General features: G+C 54.4%; 18 protein-coding genes. 8 read left to right on the forward strand and 10 right to left on the reverse strand.

Annotated elements, in window-relative coordinates:
• Positions 1–177: 177 nt before the first annotated feature.
• Both WA318_RS16495 and WA318_RS16500 read left to right on the forward strand, forming a co-directional pair.
• A complete protein-coding gene (locus WA318_RS16495; protein ID WP_336082865.1) occupies positions 178–1,269 on the forward strand; it encodes a TRAP transporter substrate-binding protein in 1,092 nt (363 codons plus the stop codon).
• Positions 1,270–1,525: 256 nt separating this feature from the next.
• Entirely contained in the window at positions 1,526–2,626 is a 1,101-nt protein-coding gene (locus tag WA318_RS16500; RefSeq protein ID WP_336082867.1) for a TRAP transporter substrate-binding protein, read from the forward strand.
• Between the two features lie 107 nt (positions 2,627–2,733).
• Here the strand turns inward: WA318_RS16500 and WA318_RS16505 are convergent, their stop codons facing one another.
• Positions 2,734–3,393, reverse strand: a complete 660-nt coding sequence (locus WA318_RS16505) for a glutathione S-transferase family protein (RefSeq protein WP_336082869.1) — start codon at positions 3,391–3,393, stop codon at positions 2,734–2,736.
• Between the two features lie 112 nt (positions 3,394–3,505).
• Between WA318_RS16505 and WA318_RS16510 the strand changes: the two genes are divergently transcribed.
• Positions 3,506–4,000, forward strand: coding sequence for a winged helix-turn-helix transcriptional regulator (locus WA318_RS16510; protein WP_336082871.1), 495 nt, complete (start codon positions 3,506–3,508; stop codon positions 3,998–4,000).
• Positions 4,001–4,069: 69 nt separating this feature from the next.
• On the opposite strand, the gene WA318_RS16515 is transcribed toward WA318_RS16510, so the two are convergent.
• Positions 4,070–4,462 carry a hypothetical protein gene (locus WA318_RS16515; protein WP_114100134.1) on the reverse strand — a complete coding sequence of 131 codons (393 nt, stop codon included), beginning with the start codon at positions 4,460–4,462 and terminating at the stop codon, positions 4,070–4,072.
• 137 nt (positions 4,463–4,599) lie between these two features.
• On the opposite strand from WA318_RS16515, the gene WA318_RS16520 reads away from it, so the two are divergent.
• On the forward strand, positions 4,600–8,568 hold the full coding sequence (locus WA318_RS16520; RefSeq protein ID WP_336082874.1) for a hybrid sensor histidine kinase/response regulator: 3,969 nt from the start codon (positions 4,600–4,602) through the stop codon (positions 8,566–8,568).
• A 913-nt stretch (positions 8,569–9,481) separates the two neighbouring features.
• Here the strand turns inward: WA318_RS16520 and WA318_RS16525 are convergent.
• The 4 genes from WA318_RS16525 to WA318_RS16540 form a co-directional block, all read right to left on the reverse strand.
• On the reverse strand, positions 9,482–10,099 hold the full coding sequence (locus WA318_RS16525) for a LysE family translocator (RefSeq protein WP_336082876.1): 618 nt from the start codon (positions 10,097–10,099) through the stop codon (positions 9,482–9,484).
• Positions 10,100–10,235: 136 nt separating this feature from the next.
• On the reverse strand, positions 10,236–11,183 hold the full coding sequence (locus WA318_RS16530; protein ID WP_336082878.1) for an AraC family transcriptional regulator: 948 nt from the start codon (positions 11,181–11,183) through the stop codon (positions 10,236–10,238).
• Positions 11,161–12,363, reverse strand: coding sequence for an AI-2E family transporter (locus WA318_RS16535; RefSeq protein WP_336082880.1), 1,203 nt, complete (start codon positions 12,361–12,363; stop codon positions 11,161–11,163). Before WA318_RS16535 ends, WA318_RS16530 begins: the two co-directional genes overlap by 23 nt.
• A 160-nt stretch (positions 12,364–12,523) precedes the next feature.
• On the reverse strand, positions 12,524–13,330 hold the full coding sequence (locus tag WA318_RS16540; RefSeq protein WP_336082882.1) for a YdhR family protein: 807 nt from the start codon (positions 13,328–13,330) through the stop codon (positions 12,524–12,526).
• Between the two features lie 112 nt (positions 13,331–13,442).
• Here WA318_RS16540 and WA318_RS16545 point away from each other — a divergent pair, with 112 nt between their 5' ends.
• Positions 13,443–14,021: a TetR/AcrR family transcriptional regulator gene (locus WA318_RS16545; RefSeq protein ID WP_336082885.1), complete on the forward strand. Its 579-nt coding sequence runs from the start codon at positions 13,443–13,445 to the stop codon at positions 14,019–14,021.
• Positions 14,022–14,100: 79 nt separating this feature from the next.
• Here the strand turns inward: WA318_RS16545 and WA318_RS16550 are convergent, their stop codons facing one another.
• Entirely contained in the window at positions 14,101–14,772 is a 672-nt protein-coding gene (locus WA318_RS16550) for a response regulator transcription factor (protein ID WP_336082887.1), read from the reverse strand.
• Between the two features lie 415 nt (positions 14,773–15,187).
• Between WA318_RS16550 and pepN the strand changes: the two genes are divergently transcribed.
• Positions 15,188–17,827: an aminopeptidase N gene (pepN, locus tag WA318_RS16555; RefSeq protein ID WP_336082889.1), complete on the forward strand. Its 2,640-nt coding sequence runs from the start codon at positions 15,188–15,190 to the stop codon at positions 17,825–17,827.
• Between the two features lie 84 nt (positions 17,828–17,911).
• On the opposite strand, the gene WA318_RS16560 is transcribed toward pepN, so the two are convergent.
• A complete protein-coding gene (locus WA318_RS16560) occupies positions 17,912–20,212 on the reverse strand; it encodes a methyl-accepting chemotaxis protein (protein WP_336082892.1) in 2,301 nt (766 codons plus the stop codon).
• 652 nt (positions 20,213–20,864) lie between these two features.
• On the opposite strand from WA318_RS16560, the gene WA318_RS16565 reads away from it, so the two are divergent.
• Complete coding sequence (locus WA318_RS16565) at positions 20,865–21,959, forward strand: SPOR domain-containing protein (RefSeq protein ID WP_336082894.1); 1,095 nt, start codon at positions 20,865–20,867, stop codon at positions 21,957–21,959.
• 292 nt (positions 21,960–22,251) lie between these two features.
• Entirely contained in the window at positions 22,252–22,902 is a 651-nt protein-coding gene (upp, locus tag WA318_RS16570) for a uracil phosphoribosyltransferase (RefSeq protein ID WP_114100144.1), read from the forward strand.
• Positions 22,903–22,985: 83 nt separating this feature from the next.
• Here upp and WA318_RS16575 read toward each other — a convergent pair whose 3' ends face one another.
• On the reverse strand, positions 22,986–23,429 hold the full coding sequence (locus WA318_RS16575; protein ID WP_114100123.1) for a hypothetical protein: 444 nt from the start codon (positions 23,427–23,429) through the stop codon (positions 22,986–22,988).
• Positions 23,430–23,722: 293 nt separating this feature from the next.
• The coding region (locus WA318_RS16580; protein ID WP_336082897.1) for a hypothetical protein at positions 23,723–23,961 on the reverse strand (239 nt) is incomplete at its 5' end.

Raw genomic sequence — 23,961 nt, forward strand, 5'->3', positions numbered from 1 at the left:
GTTTCAGGGATCACCGACGGATACGCCAAAGTCAGTATGCCGTAGCGTCGGTGAAAAAATATTTCCTGCTTTTGGCAAAAATGGTGGAAACTGAAGCGCCTTTTAGCCAAAATCCCCTTCCGCAGGGTGGTGGTTGCGCAAAAAACCACCAAAACACAAGATTCTAGGGGGATCCCAATGAAACGTCGTCAGTTCCTTAAAGGAGCCGGTCTTGGCGCGGGTGTCGTTGCCGCATCTGTTGCTGCACCGGCTGTTGTTTCCGCACAGGAAAGCCTGAATTGGCGCATGGTGATGCCATGGCCAAAAGGAACGCCCGGCCTTGGCACCAATGCTGAAAAGTTCGCTGCCATGGTCAAGGAAATGTCGGGTGGCCGCCTGAACATTTCTGTCTTTGGTGCTGGCGAAATCGTTCCGCCGTTCGAATGCATGGATGCCGTCGAACAGGGCGTGGTCGAGATGGCCCACGGTACACCTTATTACTGGCAGGGTAAAAACCCGGCGCTGAACTTCTTCTCGACCATTCCGTTCGGTCTGACGGCCTGGGAACTTTCCGCCTGGCTGCGTTTTGGCGACGGTCAGAAACTTTGGGAAGAATCCTATGCCCAGTTCAATGTTGTACCGTTCTATGCCGGTAACTCCGGTATGCAGGCTGGTGGCTGGTTCAACAAGGAAATCAATTCGCTTGATGACCTCAAGGGCCTTAAAATGCGTTATGCCGGTCTTGGCGGCGAAGCCATGCGCCGTGCCGGTGCCAACGTCACCATGATCCCGCCGGGCGAGATCCTTCCGGCAATGCAGTCCGGTGCAATTGACGCAGCCGAGTGGGTTGGTCCCTGGAACGATATGGCGTTTGGCCTGTATCAGGTTGCCAAATATTACTACACCCCGGCATTCCACGAGCCCGGCCCGGGCCTTGAAATCTTTGTTGGCAAGGACAAGTTCGATGCCCTGTCAGCCGATTTGCAGGCGATCATCCGCTTTGCCGCACAGGCAATTTCGGAAAACACCCTGGCTGACTTTACCTTCAACAATATCCAGTCCTATCAGCCGCTGATCGACAAGGGTGTCGAAGTTCGTCAGTTCCCTGATGAAGTCATCATGACCCTGGCCGAGCATTCGAAGGCCGCTGTCAATGAAATCGCAGCCAAGGACGAACTGTCGGGGCGTATCGCGGCAAGCTATCTTGATCTCGTCAAGAAAGCCGCACGCTATGGCAAGGAATTCGAAGCAACCGGTCTTCTGCACCGTGCAAAGGTCTGGGGCTACTAGGACTGACCTTAATAATAGTGCCCCATTCGGGCACAAGGATCAGGGGCTGCCTTCGGGCGGCCCCTTTTTTCTGAACCTCAGGATGAAAATATATCAACGAAATGTAGATGTTATGCAGTTTGCGCGATGCAGCTACCCGCAAACATGAATTGTTGCATACGCCAAAAAACGTAACTTTGTTGCCAGCCAGAGTTACGAAATTACCTTCGTAGACTTTTAACGCAAAAAATCACCAATATTGATTGGGAGCCCCACAATGAAACGTCGTCAGTTTCTGAGCGGCGCAGGCGTTGCTGCCGGTGCCTTTGCTGCCGCTGCTACTGCGCCCGCCATCGTTAAAGCCGATGAAACCATCAATTGGCGTATGGTTATGCCCTGGCCAAAAGGAACACCGGGTCTTGGTGCCAATGGCGAACTGTTCGCCGAGCGCGTCAACAAGATGTCCGGTGGTCGTCTGAACATCACCGTTTACGGTGCAGGTGAACTTGTTCCAGCACTTGAATGCATGGATGCGGTCGAGCAGGGCGTTGCCGATCTCGCACACTCCACGCCCTATTACTGGTTTGGCAAGGACCCGGCTGTTTCGTTCTTCACCACCATTCCGTTTGGTCTGATGGCGTGGGAACTTTCGGGCTGGCTGCGCTTTGGCGGTGGTCAGGCGCTTTGGGACGAGCTTTATGCGCAGTTCAACGTCAAGCCGTTCCTCGCAGGCAATACCGGCCTTCAGGCTGGTGGCTGGTTCAATAAGGAAATCAATTCCGTTGACGACCTTAAAGGCCTGAAAGTCCGCTATGCAGGTATTGGTGGCGAAGCCATGCGTCGTCTGGGCGCAACCCCGTCGCTTCTGCCTGCTGCCGACATTCTGCCAAGCTTGCAGTCCGGTGCGATTGATGCCGCCGAGTGGGTCGGTCCGTGGAATGATTATGCCTTCGGTCTGGCATCGGTTGCCAAATATTACTACACCCCGGCATTCGCCGAACCGGGTTCGGGTATCGAAGTCTTTATCAACAAGGACAAGTTCGCCGAACTTCCAGAAGACCTTCAGGAAATCGTCGCCGTTGCCGCACAGGCCAATGTCGAACAGACCCTGTCTGATTTCACCTTCAACAACGTTCAGTCCTATCAGGCAATTCTCGCCAAGGGCACCGAGATCCGTCATTTCAATGATGATCTGATCAATGCCTTTGCCGGTGCTGCCCAGGAAGCGATTGAAGAAATCGCTGGCAAGAATGACCTCAATGGCCGCATCTATGCATCGCTGATGGACTTCGCCAAAAAGGCAGCCCCTTATGGCAAAGAGTTCGAAGCAACCGCACTGATCCAGCGCGCCAACGTATTTGCCAAACAGGCGTCGTAATTTCAAATCAGCCTGGCTGATTGATCTTGCAGAAATGACAAAGGCCGGCACCATCGGGTGTCGGCCTTTTTGCATTGGTGGTTCCGGGCGGGTTGCAGGTTCCCCGGTTAATCCATTTTGACGCCCTTAATCGGGAAAAATTCCCGAAAGTAGCGGCCATCCTCGATGCAACGGGCAAAGGACGGGCGCGCCATCAACCGGTCACGATAGGCGCGAAGGTTTTCAAAGCGCGGATCAATCGGATGGCTCCAGTGCGCATAAAAAAGATGCGGCCCTGCTGCGCAATCGGCCAGGGTGAAATCGTTGCCAATGGCCCAAGTCCGATCCTTCATCTTTTCATCAAGCCAGGCATAGGATGTTTCAAGCATCACCTTGGCTTTGGCAACACCATAAGGATCGTGCTCTCCTTCCGAGCGCATCGCATCAATCACCAGCTTCATCTGCGGTGTCGCAACATAATGGTCAAAAAATCGGTCCATGAACCGAACTTCAATCGCACGGTCGGCATCTTGCGGGATCAGGCGGAAGTCCCGGTGATAGCGTTCATCGACATATTCAACAATGATGCTGCTTTCGATAACTGTGCGGTCCTGATCGACAATTACCGGCATCTTCCTGATCGGCCACAGAGCACCGAGTTCCTGCATAATTTCGTCGTTCTGAAAATCGATCTCGCGGAATGTGTAGTCCAGTCCGTGTTCGTAAAACGCAATCAGCGCTTTCTGACAAAAGGACGAGAAGTAATGGCCATAGAATGTGATCGGCATGTGCGCCTCCTGCCGGGATGATGTGGAGATAAAACTGATTGCATAATGCAATCAGTTGTCTTTTAGCAAAACTGGTCCTATTTTGCAACCAGTGTGAAAAAGGATGCCAAGAATGGACCATCGTTCCGGTTGCCCGATTAATCTGACGCTTGAAATTCTGGGGGATCGCTGGAGCCTGATCGTCATTCGCGATGTGATGTTTGGCAATCGCCGTCATTTCCGCGAACTGCTTGGCGCCTCCGAAGAGGGCATTGCCTCAAACATCCTCTCGGCACGTCTGAAACGTCTGGTCGCAGAGGGACTTTTGTCCAAGCGTTCGGACCCGGACCACGCACAAAAATCGATCTATAGCCTGACCGGGCCCGCCATCGAACTGGTGCCGCTTCTTGTGCAGATGGGGGCGTGGGGGCGTCGGCATATGCCGGTATCGCGCGAACTGGCGATCCGTGCGCAATTGCTTGAAGAAGGCGGCCCGGCAATGTGGCAGGGCTTTATGGATGAGTTGCGCCATATCCATCTGGGGGAACCGGCCCCGGAAAAATCAGTCCTTGAAGAACTTCAGTCGGCCTATATGCGCGTTTTGGCCGAAGAAGCCGGGCCGTCTTGAGCTGCTGCAAAAGAAAAGGGTGCCAAGGCACCCTGATCAAACGTCCTGAAATTGTCTGCTGCTACCAGATCAATGCACCGTGGGGGCATTCGGGGTGGCGGGCAGGTCAAAGGTGAACCTGTCCTGATCCTTGAATTCCTCGTTCGCGGGGCGCTTGACCAGTTCGGCTGCCATGACAAGCGATGTTTCAATCGTCCATTTAAGCTGCTCGACCGCACCTTCGTTTCCGGCATTCAGTGCCTCGGGCAGGATGCGTTCCTGCAGGAACTTGGCAACACCGGCAAAGGCGCGCGCGGCACTTTCGCAATTGTCGCGTTCGATCATGAAGCGCCCTGATTGTTCGATGGCATCGGCAATCCCGGCCAGATGGCCCATCATGACGCGGATTTCGCGATCATCGGTTTCGGTTTTCTTTGCGACAAAACGCAAAATTCCGGCGTAAAAGCCATAATCAGAAGGCATCTGAACCACGCTTCCATTGATATTTCGTCTGAATTGAATTTGCGTCGTTTTAGACAATTCGTCCGCCGTGGTATAGTCCCCGATAAGAGAATATCCTAACCGCCTGAATTGGTGGTCATAATAAGGGCTATGCGCGGATGCTTCAGGGCGGACTGATCTTTATCGTTGCCATGACCTATATCGGTCTGTTGTTTGCCATTGCCCATTATGGTGACAAATATGCCGATAAATGGCGCGCATCCCGGCTTAAGCCGACGATCTATGCGCTTTCGATGGCGGTCTATTGCACCAGCTGGACCTTTTTCGGCTCGGTCGGGACGGCGGCAACGCGTGGCTGGGCGTTTCTTCCGATCTATATTGGTCCGCTGATTGTCATGATCCTTGGTTTTGGCATCATGACCAAGATCGCGCGCGTCTGCCACCAACAGAACATCACATCCATCGCCGACTTTCTGGGATCTCGCTATGGCAAAAGCCAAAGTCTGGCTGCCCTTGTTGCCCTGATCGCCGTGGTCGGCGTGCTTGCCTATATCTCGTTGCAGCTTAAAGCCGTGTCGCTGTCATTTGATGTGCTGATCGGCGAGCTGGGCGAACAGGTGGTGCGTCATTCCGCCGGGCACTTTTCCAAGGACACGGCCTTTTATGTCACGATCCTGATGGCGGTGTTCGCCATCCTGTTTGGTGTGCGCTACATCCATTCCTCCGAACATCATGACGGGCTTATTCTGGCCGTTGCCTTTGAAAGTCTGGTCAAGCTCGCAGCGCTTTTGCTGGTCGGGTTCTTTGTTGTCTATGGCCTGTTTGACGGCTTTGCCGATATCAATAAACGCGCACTGTCCGACCCCGCCGTCCGGCAACTTTTCAGCCCCGATACCTGGCTGACATCGCATTTCTTCATTGCGACCCTGCTTGCTGCCTTTGCGATGTTCTGTTTGCCGCGCCAGTTCCATGTGACCTTTGTTGAAAATGATGACAGCCGCAATCTTGTCAGCGCGCGCTGGCTGTTTCCGGCCTATCTGGTGGCGATCAATATCTTTGTTGTGCCGATTGCGGTGGCCGGATTGTTCATGTTTGGCGGCGATCCGCAGGTCAATCCCGATACATTCGTTCTGACCCTGCCGCTTCTGGGCGGGCAGGACTGGCTGGCGGTGGTTGCCTTTATCGGCGGGCTTTCGGCCAGTACCGGCATGGTGATCGTGTCCTGTGTGGCGGTATCGACCATGGTCTGTAACGACCTGATCATGCCGCTTTTGCTGCGCTCGGAAAAATTGCAAAACCGCATGGCGGGCGATGTCAGTCAGGTATTGCTGAAAATCCGCCGGGCTGCGGTGGTGTTGCTGCTGTTTCTGGCCTACGGGTTCTATCGGTTCCTGTCGGAAAAATATGCGCTGGCCGATATCGGCATGCTGTCCTTTGCCGCCATGGCGCAATTTGGTCCCGCTGTTCTGGCGGCGATCTATCTTAAGAACATTAACCGAACCGGGGTGCGACTTGGCCTGTTGTCGGGTTTTGTTCTGTGGGCCTATACGCTTTTGCTGCCGGTATTTGTCCAAGGCGAATTGCTTCCGGCATCCCTCCTGACCGACGGACCGTTCGGGATCGCCATCCTTAATCCACAGGCGCTTCTGGGCGTCGGGATTGCTGATCATCTGACCCACGGTGTTGTCTGGTCGCTTGGGGTGAATTTTGTTCTGATGTTTGTCGGCTCGGCGATTGGTGTGCAGGGCGTCACCCAGCGTCGGCAGGCCCAGGTTTTTGTCGATGTCTGGCGCAAGAATACCAAGGCGCGCAACGATACCTGGATGGGGCGCGTTACCCTTGGCGACCTCGAAGATTTGGCCGCACGCTTCCTTGGCAAACACTGGGCACAGCGCGCCTTTCGCAATTACCTGCAATCGCGCGGCGGTGAACCAAAGCGTTCCGACCTTGCCGATGTCGATGCCGCAAGCTTTACCGAACATCTTCTGTCAGGTGCGGTGGGGGCGGCATCGTCGCGCGTGGTGATGGCGTTGCTGTTGCCTGACAAGGCCGTGTCGCGCCGCGATGCGATGGAGCTTCTCGACGAGGCGTCCGAGGCCATCAAGTTCAATCGTGACCTGTTGCTCAATACCCTTGAAAACATCTCCCAGGGGGTCGGGGTGTTTGACCAGAACCTGCGCCTGGCGACATGGAACCATCGCTTCATTGATCTTCTGGGCATAGCCACCAATGATATTCAGGTGACCTTGCCGCTGTCCGAACTGGTGCGGATTTGCCGGGACAATGAAATGCGGTCGGTCGATATTGATATTCTTCTGGGCCGCAATGCAGCCCCCCAGATGCGCAGGCTTCCCCACACCTATGAACGCAAGCGGTCTGACGGCATGGTGCTTGAAATTCGCACCAACCCGATGCCCGATGGCGGCTTTGTGGCCACCATTGCCGATATCACCGCGCGCGTGCGCACCGAAGAAGCCCTTCGCGAAAGTGAACGCAACATTCGGATTTACACCGATAATATTCCGGTAATGATCGCCTATGCCGATAAAAACCAGCGTCTTCGTTTTACCAACCGCCCCTATGAGCGGATGTTTGGTTTGCGCCGGGTTGAGGCCCACGGCATGTCAGTCAGCGAGGCCGTCGGCGAGGAACGCTATGTCCATCTTGCCCCGATGATCGAGCTTGTCCTTAAGGGATATCGTCAAAGCTTTGAAATCGAGTTCCCGGCGATCACGCGCAACCGCAATGACGAACGCGGCATTCAGGGGGTGCGCGAAGGCCGCTATGCCGAGGGCACCTATATCCCGCACTTTGATGAAACCGGCGAAGTGCTGGGTTATTTCTGCATCTATCACGACATCACCGAACGCAAGACCGCCGAGCAGGCCCTTAAGGAAGCCAACGAGGGGCTTGAGGCCCGCGTGACCGAACGAACGCACGCGCTTGAAGTCCTCAATTCCGAGCTTTCCGTTGCCAAGGAACAGGCAGAAACCGCCAACGATACCAAAACCCGCTTCTTTGCCGCCGCCAGCCATGACCTGTTGCAGCCGCTTAATGCTGCGCGCCTGTTTACCGTGGCTCTGGGGGGTAAACAGGGACTGGCCGAGGATGTGCTTGATCTGGTGGGCAAGGTCGATCTGTCGCTTAAGGGGGTCGAGGAACTGCTGAACGAGCTTTTGGACATCTGCAAGCTTGATGCCGGCGCGATGCAACCGACCATCCGTGACTTTGCGATCAATGATGTTCTGGGCGCACTTGAAACCGAATTTGGCCCGATTGCCGAAAATGCGGGGCTAAGTTTCCGGGTGCATAAACGCGATCTTTGGGTGCGCAGTGATAGTCGATTGCTGCGTCGTATCCTGCAAAACTTCATCTCGAATGCCATGCGCTATACGCGCACTGGCGGGGCGGTGGTCGGGTGCCGTGTACGCGGTGATAAATTGCAGTTCGAAGTCTGGGATAGCGGGCCGGGCATCCCTGAAGACAAACTGAAAATCATCTTCCGCGAATTCCATCGCCTTGATGGCCCGGAAACCACGGATGTAAAGGGGCTTGGTCTTGGCCTTGCGATTGTCGATCGTCTGGGCAAGTCGCTTGGTCATCCGGTGTCGGTGCGCTCACGCCCCGGTCGTGGCACGGTCTTCTCGGTCGAAGTGCCGCTGGGTGTTGCCGATACAAGCCTTGTGCCCAAACCCAAACGCCGCATGGCGGGCGAGTTGGGTGGCTTGCGTGTGCTCTGTATCGATAACGAACCCGATATCCTTGATGGCATGAATGCGATGCTGGGCAACTGGGATTGCGTCGTGGCAACCGCACAGTCGGCCCGTGCCGCCGAAGACCTCCTGACCGGATCAGAACCGGGCAAGGGCATCTTCGTCCCCGATATCATCCTTGCTGATTACCACCTTGATTCCGGTCGGACCGGGCTTGAAGTCCTGATCCGGCTTCGCGATGTTCACGGCGTTAACGTTCCGGGCGTCATCATCACCGCCGACCGCTCCACCGAAACCGCCGACCTGATCCGCGAACAGGGGTTCTCATTGCTCAACAAACCGCTGCGTCCTGCGAAGCTGCGGGCGTTGATGACGCGAGCGTTGAACCGGTTGGGCAGTGATGCGGCGGAGTGATACTATGTATATTATGAAAATCTTATTGTCTGGGTGCATCTAAAAGTATAAATTTTTGCGCATTGATCTACTTAAGGGTGATTTATGCGCTGTGTCTTATTTCTGTTTCTGGTAATTGTTTCTGGTTGTTCAGCTCCCTTGTACGGGAATTTTTGTGGCCCCGGACATCCTGCTGATGATGGTGTGTTTAATGATCCAAACGCTATAACTAGTGCCGTAGATTGGTTGGACCGAATATGTTTTCAACATGATGTCTGCTATCTGGACAAGGGGTATGCAGATTGCAGTTGCGATCAGACGATGCTTTCGGAAATTTACAGGGAAATGCGTTCAGACTGGAACACTTTTCCCCCGGAAATGGAGGTGTCCCAACGGGATATAGCTAAAATAAGTGCGACATTGTTTGTGAGTTATTTTGAGACTACCGTTTGTGTTCCTAGGGATTTGCAAGGGCTAATCTCGGGAAACAATGCAGCGAAATTATATTTGCAGCATTTCTATGGCTGGTCATCCAATCCGGTAGGCTATGAGCAGGCTGTGCACAATCTGAGGAACCAATTAAAATGGTCAAAGCCAAGGCCTCGAGTGCGAAGGAATTGTAGTACTTGGGATTCCTTCAATACCGCTTGTGAAAGTAACAGTGCGTGGTGAAAACACTCTTAGCTTGGAGGGTTTATATAATAATTCTGGAGAATCATAGTGTTATATGCGGGTAGATGATTTTAGTGAGTTCCAAAACGCGTGTGCGGAAAGTGGGGGAAAGCAAAACATTCTGTGTACATATCGTCGTCATGAACATTAGGTCGAATAGAGTAATTAACGCGTTGTGAGTTATCTTTAGTATCTAAAGACTGATGCAAGACGGTGGATAAGAAGACAAACTGCATGGCATTGTGTAGAACAGTGACGTCGTTTATTCGCGATATGTAAGCATTAACTTTGCCCCCATCGCAACAAACGCCCCGGCAAACCCCTTGCCAATCCAGCTCATGACTTTCGGGCGTTCGATGATGTGGCTGCGCAATGCCCCTGCAAAGCACCCGTAAATCACAAACACCCCAAACGTCATTGCCATGAAGATCAGGCCAAGCAGGGTCATTTCCGCTGTGGTGTCGGGCGTATTCGCGCGCACAAACTGTGGCAGGAAGGCGAGGAAGAAGACCGACAGTTTGGGGTTGAGAAGGTTCAGCAAAATGCCGTCGCGGATGATTTTGGCGATGCCGGTTTTGGTCTCAACGGCGGTGACTTTCATCGCACCGGTCCCGTGCCACATGCCCCAGGCCATATACAGCAACCAAGCCACACCGAGATAGCGCACGATTTCAAAGGCAACCGCGCTGGCATGGAGCAGGGCGGCGAGGCCAAGGATGCTAGCGGCCATATGGGGCACGATGCCAAGGGTGCAGCCAAAAGCCGCCCAGATACTGGCCTTCATGCCGCGTCCCAATCCAAGGGCAAGGGTATAAATCACGCCGGTGCCGGGCAGGGCGACGATGATGAGCGATGTGATCAGGTAATCCAGGGTGATCATGGTGCGTCCATTTGTTTGACTGTGGTGCAGTCTAATTTACGGATGGCGCGGACAGCATTCTTGAACGGAATTGCAGGATGTTGGTTCGGCGTACAGTGCGGGTTTTAGTGCCGAAAATCGCAAATGTGAGCTTTCCTCAGTTTCCCCGAGCAGCACGGGCATAGCGGCCCGGTGTCAGGCCGTAAGCCCGGACAAAATGGCGGTTCAGGTGGCTTTGATCGGCAAAGCCAGCGCTGTGTGCAATATCGGCAAGCGGCTGACCCGCCCGGATCAGGTCGCGGGCAAGATCAATGCGCCGCTGGATCAGATAGGCATGCGGGGTCAGGCCGGTGGCACGGGTAAATTCGCGCAGGGTTTGAAAGCGGCTCAAGCCCGTGGCGTTTGAAAGATCATCAAGGCTGTGAGCCTGTTCAGGGCAATCATCAAGCAGGGACCGGGCCCGCTTGATCCGGACATTGGCGACCGCGCGGCGCGTTTCGTGACTGGATGTGACGGCATCTGGTGCAAGCAGGGCGTGATGAAGCAGCAGCACAAGCATTTCATCACGGCGGAGCTTTGTTGCGGCCTCTGTCCCGTGGGTGATCGCATCAAACAGGGCAGTAAAACAGGTTCGCACATGTGGCTGATCCATCACCGGGCGGCTGAATTCATAGCTGTCGCTTGTTCCGCCGGGCAGGTCCGATGCGGCTTGCGCAATCACCGATGGATCGAAATACAGCATGTTCCAGGAACGCGGCGCATCGCCAATCGGATGGCCGTCATGGATTTCGCGCGGATTGACCGTGATGATATTGCCAGCCCCGGCTTCGACCATGCCGCGCCCGGATGCGGATTTCTGGGCACCTGCAAACATCAGCCCGATCCCGAATGTTTCATGGCTGTGCTTGGCAAAGCTGTGGCGCGTGCTGGCGCGGACGGCTTCAACACCAAGGCAATCATGAATAAGGATTTCGACCTGATCTGACATTGGCAAAAGGTGGCAGCGATGCCCGCTTTTGGCAAGGGGCATCCGCATAGGCGCAATGCCATCATCTGTAAGCAGGATATCGGGAACCCGGTTTTTAGCCCGTGTGGGCCAGTGCATTGCCATTGCTGCCGTGATTGTGCGGGCCAAGCAATTCACGCAATCCGCCAAGCCCGTCAACATGATTGGCAATCACACGGGTCACGATCAAAAGTGGCACAGCCACCAGAATACCGACCACACCCCACATCCAGCCCCAAAATGCCACGGCAAGAATGATGGCAATCGAATTGATGCGAAGCCGATTGCCGACAAGGGCCGGTGTGATGATCTGACCTTCAAGGGCGGTACAGGCAAAATAAAGCGCCGGGGCCAAAAGCGCCTCGCCCGTGGTCTGCATTGATACCAGCCCGACAATGGCAACAATCGCAATCCCGGTCAGCGCACCAAGAATTGGCACATAATTCAGAACCGCGGCTGCAATTCCCCAAAGCACAGGATTGGGCAGGCCGATAATCGCCATCAGGCTGCCAACAAGGATGCCAAGCGTGATGTTGATCGCCGTGATCGTGGCAAGATAGCGCGATACCTCGCGTTCGATATCATGGGCAATGCGAAGCCCCTTGCGCCGGTCACCAAAGGTCGGAAGCGCACGGACAAGCTTTTCATAAACAAGATCCCCGGCCGACAGGATAAACAAAAGCAGCACCAGCATCATCGCAATACCTGCAAGGATATCGGGCGCACCTTCGGCGGCCTGACTGATCAGGTTAGGTTCGGTGACAACGACCTTCTGAACATTGTCGTCACCATCATTCTGGTCGGTGGCCTCTGTGACCTGTTGCTGGGCATCGCGGAGTTTATCAAGCGGCTCGCTCAGATCGGCAAGACGCAGGCGCAGCTGCTTTTCGATCTGTGGTGCTTCGTCGATCCAGCCTGATACCGGGCCGCTCAGGCCATAGATACCGGCAATGACCGATGCGCTCAGGCCAAGAACGATGGCAAATGCACTGATGCTGCGCGGGATACGAAACTGCGCCAGGGTGCGCACCAGTGGCGAGAAAACCAGTGACAGCAAAAAAGCCAGGATCACCGGCAGCAAAAGACTTTGCGCAACATAAAGACAGCCAAGCGCAAGAATGGCAAAGCTTCCAATCACCGATATCGTGCGTGCCCGGCGATAGACCAGTGCGCGCGCCTGTGTGGATGCGGTTCTGGTTGCTGGTCCGTCTGTGGTGGCATTGCGGCTGTTTCCGGTACTGGTGTCGTTTGATGTGTTTGCGGCACCTTGGGCGCTCATATGTTGCTCCGGCCTTGTTCTGCCGGGCGATATGCATGCGGCAGCTGTCCGTATCAATAACGTTCGATTATGCCGGGTTGTTCCATCAAAAAGGGCGCATCATCGATGGAATGATGCGCCCGGTTCGTATCAGGTCTGGTCTGTGTTCAGACCGATGGCATCAGCCATAAAAAGGTGACGCCATATCGATGCTGGCGGCCTCGGTCGGGGTGGCATCGAACACACGGGTATAGAAGGCGGCATTGAGTTGCTTTGTTTCCGTCGGAAAATAGTCAATCGCGAACTTCTTGGCATTTTCGATGGAATCAAAGGCATAGAAACCCCCGACCGTTCCGGTGTGAAGACCGCTCAGCCAGGTTTTTGCCATCAGGCCCGGCTGCTGCTTCAGGATCGGGTTGAATTTCCGCCATGGGCCATTGTCAAATGGCAGAACATTCAGCTGCACCTCGGTATAGACGAAGGCCGCGGGTTTCTGATCAAGGCGGGCACCATAATGCACCGAATTCATGTCGATGCTGGCTTCCTGTGTGGCAACGGCATCAAAGATACGCGTGGTCTGGGCAACACCAAAGCTGCGTGCTTCTGCCGGGAAATAGTCGGTGACGAATTTCTGGGCGTTCTCGATGGTGTCAAAGGCATAGATGCCACCAGCGGAATTGTTGCCAAGCCCCGATAGCCAGGTCTTGTTCATGAAACCCGGCAGGGCCTTGATCTTGTCATTGATCGCCTGCCAGGGAACCTGATCAAACGGGGCGGAAATCTGAAGTTCGGTATAGACAAAAGCGTTCTGGGTCATCGGGGTGGCTCCGTTTTTGGCATTGCTTGCAGCGTTCAAAAGGCCGGGGGTGAGAAGGGTGCTACCGGCAAGGGCGATGCCCGTGCCAGCCTGTTTCAGAAAGGCCCGCCGGTCGGGGTAATGACCGGGTTCAGGCATGAACAGCGAAGGTCGTTTCGGACCGATTGTCATGTTGGTTGATCCATGTGGTTAGTAAATATAACGATCGTTATATAAATGAGTGATCGACAATTGGGCCGCTGTCAATTAAAAATATAACGGTCGATATATTTTTGAGGATCGCATGGTCAAAAACCAGACGCGCAAGGAAGAAACCCGGCGAAACATTCTTGATGCTGCAAGCCGCAGTTTCCGGGAAAAGGGCTTTGCCGGGGTCGGGGTGGACGGCATTGCCAAGGCGGCCAATGCGACCTCGGGGGCGTTCTATGCCCATTTCGGATCAAAGGACGGGGCGTTTCGCGCGGCCCTTGATCTTGGTCTTGATGAAGTGATTGATGGCATCCCCCGATTCCAGCGTGATTTTGGCGATGGCTGGACCGATGCCTTTATCGAATATTATCTGGGCCGGGCGCACCGCGATGATCTGGCGTGCGGCTGTGCGATGACCAGCCTGTCACCGGAAATGGGACGGGCAGATGATGAAACGCGTGCGCTTTATGATCGAAAGATGCAAACAATTGCCGGACTGATTGCCGGGGGATTGCCGCAATTCCCGAAAGATCAGCGCCTTGAAAAGGCCTGGGCATTTTTGGGGGTCCTGATTGGCGGGCTGACGGTTGCGCGGGCACTAAGCGACGATGCCGCAATTGATGCAGTATCCGGTGCGATCAGGGCCACAGCCAAGGGGATTCTGATCCCCTGAGGGGATCAGCAAAGCTCCAAAATTGGCAGGGCAGGAGGCTTTGGGGGCAGGAAGATTTGGCGGTTAAGGCGGGTTTGCCTTACGCCTCGATTGCCGGTTCCTGAAGCTGCAATTCGCGGGCAATGATCACGGCCTGTGTGCGGCTATGGACCGAAAGCTTGCGCAGGATGGCTGATACATGGGCCTTGACCGTGGCTTCGGTCACATCAAGCTCATAGGCGATCTGTTTGTTGAGCTTGCCTTCGGTCAGCATGTTCAGAACACGAAGCTGCTGTGGGGTAAGCTGCCCGATTTTCTCGGCCAGACCGGTGGCCTCGTCATCGGCAGGTCCGTTTTCCATGGCTTCGCGGGCCCAGTCGGGCATCCACATGCCGCCATCCAGAACGGTTTTCACCGCAAGCCCGATCTGGTCGACCGGTGCTGACTTCGGGACAAAGGCCGAGGCGCCATATTCAATCGAACGGCGCACCACCGGAAGTTCCTGACTGGCAGATACGATGGAAACGGGAATATCGGGATAGGATGCGCGCAATGTGAACAGGCCGGTAAAACCGTTCATGCCGGGCATATGAAGATCAAGCAGGACAAGATCAATGTCGCCCTTATGGGCTTCGATCTGTTCAATCGCTTCAAACAGGCTTCCTGCCTCATAGACCGTAACGTTATCCAGTTCTGTTGATAATGCCTGTTTCAGGGCCCCGCGTACAAGCGGATGGTCATCAGCGATCAGAATCTGGAAAGTCTCGGTCATCGGCGAGTATCCCCTGGATGTTATTTCCCTGACAGGTCGCGATTATTCTATCCCGATCAATCGGAACTCACAAAGTGTTAGGTGAGAAAATGTTGGGATAATTTGATTTTGGTATGTCTGCGACCCGGAAAGCGACGTTCTGCAAGCAAGGATTATGCGCAGAAGGTTGAGGGAAACCAAAGATCACTCTCGCCCCACGAAATGTGAAACTTTGGCCCCCCTCGCGCCACCGTTTGGGATTATGCATACTAAAACAGGTGCCGTAAACTCCGCATTTGAGGAAAAATGAAATTTATCCTATCAGTTAAATGAATGACCGAAATTCAGTTCTGACAAACGACACTGCGCTGCAATATTGGCGATTTTATACAATCCGTTCCAAAACCGCGCAGCCCAAGGGAAAAAGGACTCACAAATGTCTGAACAGCCGCAAGTGATTCACCGTAAAGACTATAAAGAACCTGACTTTTTTGTAGAAAAGGTCGAACTGGTTTTTGATCTCGAACGGGACGTCACAAATGTCAAATCGCGGCTTTTTATTGCTGCGAATCCTGCGCGCGGCACCGGCAAGGGGGACGAGGTTTTCCTGCATGGCGAAGATATGAAACTGCTTTCGGTCGCCCTTGACGGGGTGCGACTGGCCTCAAGCGATTTTGGCGTCGATGCCGAAGGGCTGCGCTTTGCCGCACCGGGATCTAATTTCATCGCCGAAATCGAAACCCAGATTTCACCCGCCAACAATACCCGGCTTGAAGGCCTTTATGTTTCGCAAAGTGCCTTTTGCACCCAGTGCGAGGCCGAAGGTTTCCGTCGCATTACCTATTTCCCGGATCGTCCCGATGTCATGGCGACCTATAAGGTCACGATCAATGCAGACAAGACGAGCTGCCAGGTCTTGCTGTCAAACGGCAATCTGATCGATAGCGGTGATCTTGACGGTGGTCGTCACTTTGCCGTGTGGGAAGATCCGTTCCCCAAACCGTCCTATCTGTTTGCGCTGGTGGCTGGTGATCTTGCCTGTGTCGAAGACAGTTTTGTCACCATGTCGGGCCGCAAGGTCGCGCTGCGCATCTTTGTTGAACATGGCAATGAAGACCGTTGCGATTACGCGATGGACAGCCTGATCAGGTCGATGAAATGGGATGAAGAGGTCTATGGTCTGGAATATGACCTTGATCTGTTTAACATCGTTGCGGTTTCGGACTTCAATATGGGGGCGATGGAAAACAAAAGCCTTAATATTTTCAACGCCAAATATATTCTGGCCAAGCCCGATACCGCAACCGATATGGATTACGAACTGATCGAATCCATTGTGGCGCATGAATATTTCCATAACTGGTCGGGCAACCGTGTGACCTGTCGCGACTGGTTCCAGCTGTCGCTCAAGGAAGGTCTGACCGTTTTTCGTGATCAGGAATTCTCGGCTGATCAACGGTCCCGCCCGGTTCAGCGCATCAAGGATGTCGCCCAGCTTCGTGCCCGCCAGTTCCCCGAGGACGGCGGTCCGCTTGCCCATCCGGTGCGCCCGGACAGCTATATGGAAATCAACAATTTCTATACTGCCACGGTCTATGAAAAGGGTGCAGAGCTGATCCGCATGATGCATACGCTTCTGGGTCCGGATGGCTATCGTAAGGGCATTGATCTTTATTTTGACCGCCATGATGGTCAGGCCGTGACCTGTGATGATTTCGCCAAGGCAATGGAAGACGCCAACGGCATTGATTTCACACAGCTCAAACGCTGGTATTCACAGGCTGGTACGCCGGAACTGACCTGGAAAGGTAGCTATGACGCCGATGCCAGACAGTTCCGTCTGAGTGTTTCGCAAAAGACTGCACCGACCCCGGGACAGCCGGACAAACAGCCGCTCCATATGCCAATCGCCATTGGTCTTCTTGGTGCTGATGGTTCCGATCTGGTGGCACAGATGGTTGAGTTGACCAGCGATAGTCAGGAATTCGTCTTTGACGGTGTTTCCGAGAAGCCGGTAGTGTCCTTTAACCGGGGATTCTCGGCCCCGGTCAATGTCATGACCGATCAGCCTGATGAAGAACTGGTCTTCCTGATGGGCAATGATTCCGATGCCTTCAATCGCTGGGAAGCAGGCCAGAAATATGCAACCCGCCTGATGCTGTCGGCCATTACCGCATATGAGGAAAATGGTGGCGATGCCGATGCCGCCCTTGATGCGCAGGGCGACGGTGTCGCGTCCTTTATCGCGGCGATGGGCGCAACGCTTATGAATGATGACCTTGATAAGGCGTTTCGCGCCGATGCCGTGATGCTGCCCGGCGAGGAATTCCTGTCCGAGCAACGCAAACCGGCAAACCCCGAAGCCATCCATCAGGTCCGCAAGGCGCTTCGCAAGCGTATCGGTCTCGGTCTGATGGGCGATCTTGCCAACACTTACCATCAGAATGCCTCGAACGCGGCCTTTACCCCGGATGCAACCTCGGCAGGGCAGCGTGCGCTGCGTGCCGCCTCGCTTGCCTATCTGGTGGCAAGCGAGAAGGGCGAATATGCAGATCTTGCCGCAGAACAATATCGCACGGCTGACAACATGACCGATCAGATGGCCGCTCTTTCGGTGCTGAACAATCTTGATCATCCGGGCCGGGCAGAGGCGCTTGCCGATTTCGAGGAACGCTTTGCCAAGGATGGTGTGGTTCTTGATAAATGGTTTGCCCTTCAGGCCGTGTCATCACGCGACGATACGCTTGCACGTATCAAGGATCTGATGAGCCATCCGGCATTTACCATGCGCAACCCCAACAAGGTCCGTTCACTGATCGGCGCATTTGCCATGGGCAATCCGCGCGCCTTCCACGCCAAGGACGGATCGGGCTATGAATTCTATGCTGATCGTCTGATCGAACTTGATGACATCAACCCGCAGGTTGCCGCACGCCTGTGTGCACCGCTGGGCACATGGGCGAAATATGATGGTGAACGTGCGAGCTTGATGAAGGCGGCACTCGAACGCGTTCTGGCCAAGCCGGAAATCTCGCGCGATCTTTATGAAATTGCCTCGAAATCAATCGCAAGCTAGGCGCGCGATGTAATCACTGGCATTAATAGAAAAGGGCGGCTCTGATGGAGCCGCCCTTTTTGCCGGAACGATACCAGCCTCTGATCAGGTCAGCTTCATGCGTTCGCTAAATTCCCGCATCCGGTCAGAAAGGTTGCGCGCCATCTCGGAAAGCTGATGGCTTGCGGTATTAAGGTCCTGGGCATTGCGCCCGGTCCCCAATGCCCCTTCATTTACAAAGCGGATCATCTCATCCATCGAACCGGCACCCTCGGCAATGCGCTGAACGTTTTCGGAAATTTCGCTCGTTGCGCGGCGCTGTTCATCGACCGAATGCGTAATGGTCGACTGGATGTCATTGACCTGATGGATGACGTCTCCAACCGTACTGATCGACTGGGCGGCTTTCTGGACTTCCTGCTGGATTGCTGTGGTCAGATCGCCAATCTGCCCGGTCGCACTTGCAGTCTGATCGGCCAGCGATTTGACCTCGTTGGCCACGACGGCAAAGCCCTTGCCAAGTTCACCGGCACGTTCTGCCTCGATTGTCGCATTCAGCGACAGAAGCTTGGTGCGATGCGCGATATCGTTGATCAGATCAATGATCGAGCCGATCTCGGAACTGGCCTTTTCAAGCGATCCGATATTGCGCTGGCTTTCCTCGGCTTCCTTCTGTGCCCGTCCGGTCACATCGGATGCCTCGGATGCTTGACGGTTGATCTCGGCAATCGAGGATGAAAGTTCCTCGACCGCGGTGGCGACATTCTGGGTGTTTGATGCGGCTTCACGCGATACATCAAGCGCCCCGCCAGATTGCTGAACCGTATTTTGCGACTGGTCGGTCAACTCGCTGGCAAGTTCAAGAAGGCCTTCGGACTGCTCGGTTACCGATTGGGCAACACGGGCAACCTCGGCCATCATTTCGGTGACGGCGATCTTGCTTTCCTCACGTTCGGTCACCGCATTCCATGCCAGCATGGTGCCCAGTAGCGCATTATCCTTATCCCGAACCGGGGCTGCCAGAATTTCAAGATAATCGCGTTTGTTACGGATGATTTCGGTAAAGGGCAGGTTATCGGGATTGGACAGGCGGGACTGGAAGTCCGTTCCGAGTTCAAGGAAATCCCCCGAAACCGTGCTTGCCGTGCCACCAACATAGTCTTGGGCGCTGGCATTAAGGTATCCGACGTCGCCGTCTGGCGTGATCAATGCAGTCATGGTCGGGGTGTGTTCGACCATGTTTTGCAGGATCAATGCCTGACGTACCGAGGACCGCAGCGCAATCAGGGCTTTCTTCATCTCGCCGATTTCGTCACTGCCGACCTGTGGCAGACTGACATTGGTGTCGCCTTCGGAAATCGACGTCATGGCACGGGCAAAGGCCCGCAGATTGCGAAATACCGTCGTTCGCAACAGAACCCAGCCGGCAATCCATGCGGCAAGCAGCACTCCGATCAGGATTTCAATCGACAATGTCCGAAGATCATCTGTCTGGGCATAGAAGTCCGAAATATCGCGGTCAAACACCGCTTCGGCCCATATTCCGCCGCGACCGTCACTGATGGCAACGTCAACAGCCGCGCGGTGTGTTGCCGATATGCTGTCCTTGGCACCTTCAGATGTTCCGCTTTCAGGGGCAGCTATACCTTCCTGTGCATCTTCTGTTGCCGGAAGGGTCACACCGCCCTCATCGGCAGCACCGTCTTCAAGGCTTTCAAAAAGCACGGCACCGGATTTATCGAGAATCTGGAAATTCCCGCCCAGAACCTTGCCAATTCCTGCAAGTGTGGGCAGCGGATCGGTGATCACTTCAAGATAGCCAACCGCGCGGAAACCGCCGACCGGCAGGATCAGGCTGAAGACCGGGCGGCCTTCGGGCGTGGTCCACATGAAGCTTGCCGGTTTGCGGGCTTCACCCTTGTCTCGACCTGTCAAAAAGGCTTTGACGTCGGCATCATCTGTCGCGCTCGATCCCAGATTGGCCTTTGATGTGGCGAGCTGGTTGAAGTCCTGGTCATAGGCGATGGCGTCAATCAGATTGATATCGCCCTGAACCACCTCGCGCGCATTTGACAGAATATCGAGCTCTGCCTTCATGCGTGTCTGGTCATTTTCCTGATAGCTTTTCACCAGACTGCCAAGACGTGACCATTCATTGGCAATTGGTGTGATTTTGTCGGCATAGTCGGCCGCCACACGCGATCCGACAAAGAAATTGACCGTTCCGCTGACCGAGTTATTCAGCGTTTCAACAGCAAAATTGCGATAGGTATCTCCCGTCCAAAGCAGCATCCATGTAACAGCACCTGAAACCAGTAACCCCGTTACAAGCAAAATACGCCGTAACGTCAGAAGGCTGGTTGCACCTCCTGCAATAGCCGTCTTTGCGGCTTTATCTCCCGTCATATTCATCACTCCAGAGCAAACCGTTTTTTTCTTTTTGTCTTGTCTCGGTGTCTCGCTCCCACCTGGTCTACTTCTTGAGAGTAGTTTTCATGATCCAAACAGAGCTGAAATTGGAAAACAATCTTTTAGTTGAAAGAAACCGCTAAAACCTGCGGTAAATTCTGCAATTTTCATGTGTTTGAATGGGGGATGTTCTCTTTTAGATGGTGTCAATCAGGGCGCGAGAAAAGCCAATGGTTTGAAATTCAGGGAAAAAGTTTGCGAATGTGTGTGATAATCGTTTGCAATTGCATTTTGGATGCTCTATGACTGTTTTTGTCAAATGCAGACGGCGATGTCGTTTGCGACCGGTCATCAGGCTGACATGGCGTGCCTGATGACCATTATCTTCGGGACTCTCTCTCTCCCCGAAGGTCGATCTCTCTCACTTGTGGGGGCTGGTATCCGGTTTATTGTGCGGGACAATGCCGGGCTTAATACCAGCCCTCCTTTTTTTGCCATGATTTCCGATCCGTCTTTTCTTGCTGAATCCCTGACCGGGCCTGCCATAACTTTGCTCTATATAAAGTGCAGTGTTGGCGATTGAACGGCTTTAGCGTTTTATAAACGTGCTGGCGGTTACAAAACGATAGTCACAATGATGTCGTGAAGGATGGCCAAGTTCATGGTTGGCGAAGACCAAACCAACAAACCCGATTTGCATGCGACGCCCGAGCCGGATCAGCAACCTGAACCCGAGCAAAAGGACGCGCCGCTACCGGCCTTTATCTATGGCCGTGACGGGCATGGTGATGGCAACGGGCGCGCAGGACTTCGCGCTGGTGATCGGCAAAACTTTAATGCACGGATAGCTGATATGGATCGCAAAACCCTTCTTGGCCTTGTCACAGGGGCCGGTATGCTTGGTCTGGTCCTGTTCTTTGCCGGAATGCTGGTGGGCGCAGGACTGTTTATGGATTCCGATGAAGGCGCGCCAGGTGCCTCAATCGAAAAGGCGCCGGTTGAAATGCTTGCAACCGCCCCCGAAGAGCCCGCTGTGATTTCCGAACCGGTCCCGCAGACCGAACCTCCGGCACCTGCCGCCGAGATCGCCAATCAAAGCGATGACCCGGTTGGGGCTCTGATCGCCCAGCGTAGCGAAGCCCTCGACGATGCTGTCGATGAAGCACAAAAGGACGTCGCGGAAACAACCGGTGAAGCAGTTGATGCGGCATCTGAAATGACCGCATCTGCTAATCTGGAAGAGACGGGGACTCTTTCCGCTCCTGAAATTCGTGATGTCGCCGAATCCCGTGATGCAGGGGACGCGCCTGCTGCGCCGGTCGTCGAAGAAAAAACCGCGGCCACATCGGCCGAAGTCGGCCCAACACCTTTGGCACCCCCGGCGCCCCCGGCACCCAAGGCATCAGAGCCTGTGGCTGAAACGGCCAAGGCAGCCGAACCTGCGGCGGCACCGGCAAGTGCTGGTGAAGTTGCAACCAACGGTGAAACGCCGTTCTCGGTTCAGGTCGGTGCGTTCAAGGTGCACGAAAATGCCAGCCAGCGTGCAGAAGAACTGCGCAAGAAGGGGCTTTCGGTCGCGGTGGTCGTACGCGGGGCTGCTGATGACAGTGCCTGGTATTACGTGCGTATCGGCAAGTTCGCGACGCTGAAGGAAGCCCGTGATGACGCGGCCAAAATCAAGAAAGATCATGCCCTTGACGGGTTCCCGGTCCGGGCCGAGCCCAATGACCGCGAAGTCAACTAGACCCATACATATATAAAGTGATCTTTAAATGATCTGGCGGGGCGATGCAGAAATGTATCGCCCCGTTTTGTGTTTGTTCAAAACGTTCCGGGCGTGCGGTCTGGTTGGACAGATCGGGGGCAATGGCAATTTTGCCGTTAACGGGTTTGTTTTTGTCCCCTGTTTGCGGCATTCTACTTGCCATCACTGGACAAAGCCTTTAGGCGGTAGGCCCAGAGCTGAAATAATGCTGAAATACAGAGGCGGCCCCGAATGCGGATGGCTGCCGCCCAAGACAGGATGGCTGGCAAATATGAGCACGCACAAGGATTTCCCGAACCTTCACATTCTGGACCACCCGCTGATCCAGCATAAACTGACCCACATGCGCAAGGTCGAAACCTCGACCAAAACCTTCCGGCAATTGCTCAAGGAAATCGCGCTTCTGATGGGCTATGAAATTACCCGCGAACTTCCTGTGAGTTTCGAAGACATCCAGACGCCGATTTGCCCGATGAAGGCACCGATCATTCAGGGCCGCAAGCTCGCCGTTGTGCCGATCCTGCGTGCAGGTTCGGGGATGGCTGATGGCCTGATCGAACTGATGCCGTCGGCCCGTATCGGCCATATCGGTCTTTATCGTGACCCCGAAACCCATATGCCGGTCGAATATCTGGTCAAGCTGCCCGAAGTCGAAGGCCGTACCTTCATTCTGGTCGACCCGATGCTGGCAACCGGCAATTCGGCTGTGGCCGCGATCGATACGCTTAATAAATACGGTGTTGCCGACAAGGATATCCGCTTCATGGCGCTGGTTGCCGCCCCGGAAGGTGTCAAAGTCTTTCAGGATGCGCATCCTGATGTTCCGATCTATACCGCCGGCCTTGACGAGAAGCTTAATGAAAAAGCTTATATCGTGCCGGGACTGGGCGATGCGGGCGACCGTCTGTTCGGGACGCGCTAGGCGATCAGCAATCTGATGCGACCAGTAAAAAAGGGTGCCCGATGGCACCCTTTATTTTTTGCTGTTTTGCGATGTGCGGCTGATCAACCTTTCGGCGAAACCGTGATATCGACAACGGATCCAGCAAACGAACCGCCTGTAAGCTTGATGGTCGCAACGCGGTTTTCACGGTCATAGACCATGACCGAAATATCGGCACGTACCACGGTGACCTTGCTCCAGCCGAAATTCGGCATTTCGCGTTCATAGAAATCATACATCTGGGCCTGAGAGCCACCGGCATTGAGGACAAGGCGCCCATGCCAGGCATCGGATGCCCCGAAAATGATGCTTCGATCCATATCCAGTGACGAATTCGATGGCATCGGAATATCAGTGAACTGGGTGAAGGACGGTACAGGCTGTCCCCCTTTGCCCGAGTTGCTGCCATCGGACGTCGTATTGGGTACAAGGTTGTTACCGGAACATCCCGCCAGTGAAAGCCCTGCAATCGCAGCAGCACATATAAGATATTGTCGCAGTCTCATGATCTTCCCTCGGTCCCCTGATGCCCGTATTCCGTGATCGGGCATAGATGTCTGCGCCTATCATTACGGCATAATGTAAAGGAAAGGTTCACATATTCGCTTTTGCACCATTTTGTCGGTGTTACCTTTAACCTACTGCCTGCAGGGAGTTCGGGCGACATATATATGTATGTTCGGCTCCTGATTTTGGCACTGCATCAGAAGATATGTGGATGGTTTATGCGAATCACCATTGATTTCTGTGCCGGATGGGCAGGGGGTAAATCCCGTCTTTCGGGCTTGAAGCAGGCGTTCTAGCGCGTTTTTTCAACCAATGGTCCGTCTGCCGTGTGGTTCTGATTGTTGTGGTTGGATGGCGCGATATCTCTAATGGATTGAAAATCAACGTTATTTGTAAAAAAGACGATTAAATGCACTTTTTTCTCAAAAAGGTATTTACAGGTCTGTATTGGGGCCCTATAACCCGCCTCCACCGACGGGGTGCGGCGCTCTTGGAATGAGCGACACGGTCCGGACGGTTCAGGGCTTCGGT

The organism is Thalassospira sp. CH_XMU1448-2 (assembly GCF_037027285.1).
Lineage (GTDB): Bacteria > Pseudomonadota > Alphaproteobacteria > Rhodospirillales > Thalassospiraceae > Thalassospira > Thalassospira profundimaris_C.

Bases quoted from the DNA above. Each gene is read 5' to 3' on its own strand.
- WA318_RS16510 (WP_336082871.1), top strand. From the start codon at position 3,506: ATGGACCATCGTTCCGGTTGCCCGATTAATCTGACGCTTGAAATTCTG.
- upp (WP_114100144.1), top strand. From the start codon at position 22,252: ATGAGCACGCACAAGGATTTCCCGAACCTTCACATTCTGGACCACCCG.
- WA318_RS16495 (WP_336082865.1), top strand. From the start codon at position 178: ATGAAACGTCGTCAGTTCCTTAAAGGAGCCGGTCTTGGCGCGGGTGTC.
- WA318_RS16505 (WP_336082869.1), bottom strand. From the start codon at position 3,393: ATGCCGATCACATTCTATGGCCATTACTTCTCGTCCTTTTGTCAGAAA.
- WA318_RS16565 (WP_336082894.1), top strand. From the start codon at position 20,865: ATGGCCAAGTTCATGGTTGGCGAAGACCAAACCAACAAACCCGATTTG.
- WA318_RS16560 (WP_336082892.1), bottom strand. From the start codon at position 20,212: ATGACGGGAGATAAAGCCGCAAAGACGGCTATTGCAGGAGGTGCAACC.
- WA318_RS16530 (WP_336082878.1), bottom strand. From the start codon at position 11,183: ATGCACTGGCCCACACGGGCTAAAAACCGGGTTCCCGATATCCTGCTT.
- WA318_RS16540 (WP_336082882.1), bottom strand. From the start codon at position 13,330: ATGACAATCGGTCCGAAACGACCTTCGCTGTTCATGCCTGAACCCGGT.
- WA318_RS16550 (WP_336082887.1), bottom strand. From the start codon at position 14,772: ATGACCGAGACTTTCCAGATTCTGATCGCTGATGACCATCCGCTTGTA.
- WA318_RS16545 (WP_336082885.1), top strand. From the start codon at position 13,443: ATGGTCAAAAACCAGACGCGCAAGGAAGAAACCCGGCGAAACATTCTT.
- WA318_RS16500 (WP_336082867.1), top strand. From the start codon at position 1,526: ATGAAACGTCGTCAGTTTCTGAGCGGCGCAGGCGTTGCTGCCGGTGCC.
- WA318_RS16515 (WP_114100134.1), bottom strand. From the start codon at position 4,462: ATGCCTTCTGATTATGGCTTTTACGCCGGAATTTTGCGTTTTGTCGCA.
- WA318_RS16575 (WP_114100123.1), bottom strand. From the start codon at position 23,429: ATGAGACTGCGACAATATCTTATATGTGCTGCTGCGATTGCAGGGCTT.
- pepN (WP_336082889.1), top strand. From the start codon at position 15,188: ATGTCTGAACAGCCGCAAGTGATTCACCGTAAAGACTATAAAGAACCT.
- WA318_RS16520 (WP_336082874.1), top strand. From the start codon at position 4,600: ATGCTTCAGGGCGGACTGATCTTTATCGTTGCCATGACCTATATCGGT.
- WA318_RS16535 (WP_336082880.1), bottom strand. From the start codon at position 12,363: ATGAGCGCCCAAGGTGCCGCAAACACATCAAACGACACCAGTACCGGA.
- WA318_RS16525 (WP_336082876.1), bottom strand. From the start codon at position 10,099: ATGATCACCCTGGATTACCTGATCACATCGCTCATCATCGTCGCCCTG.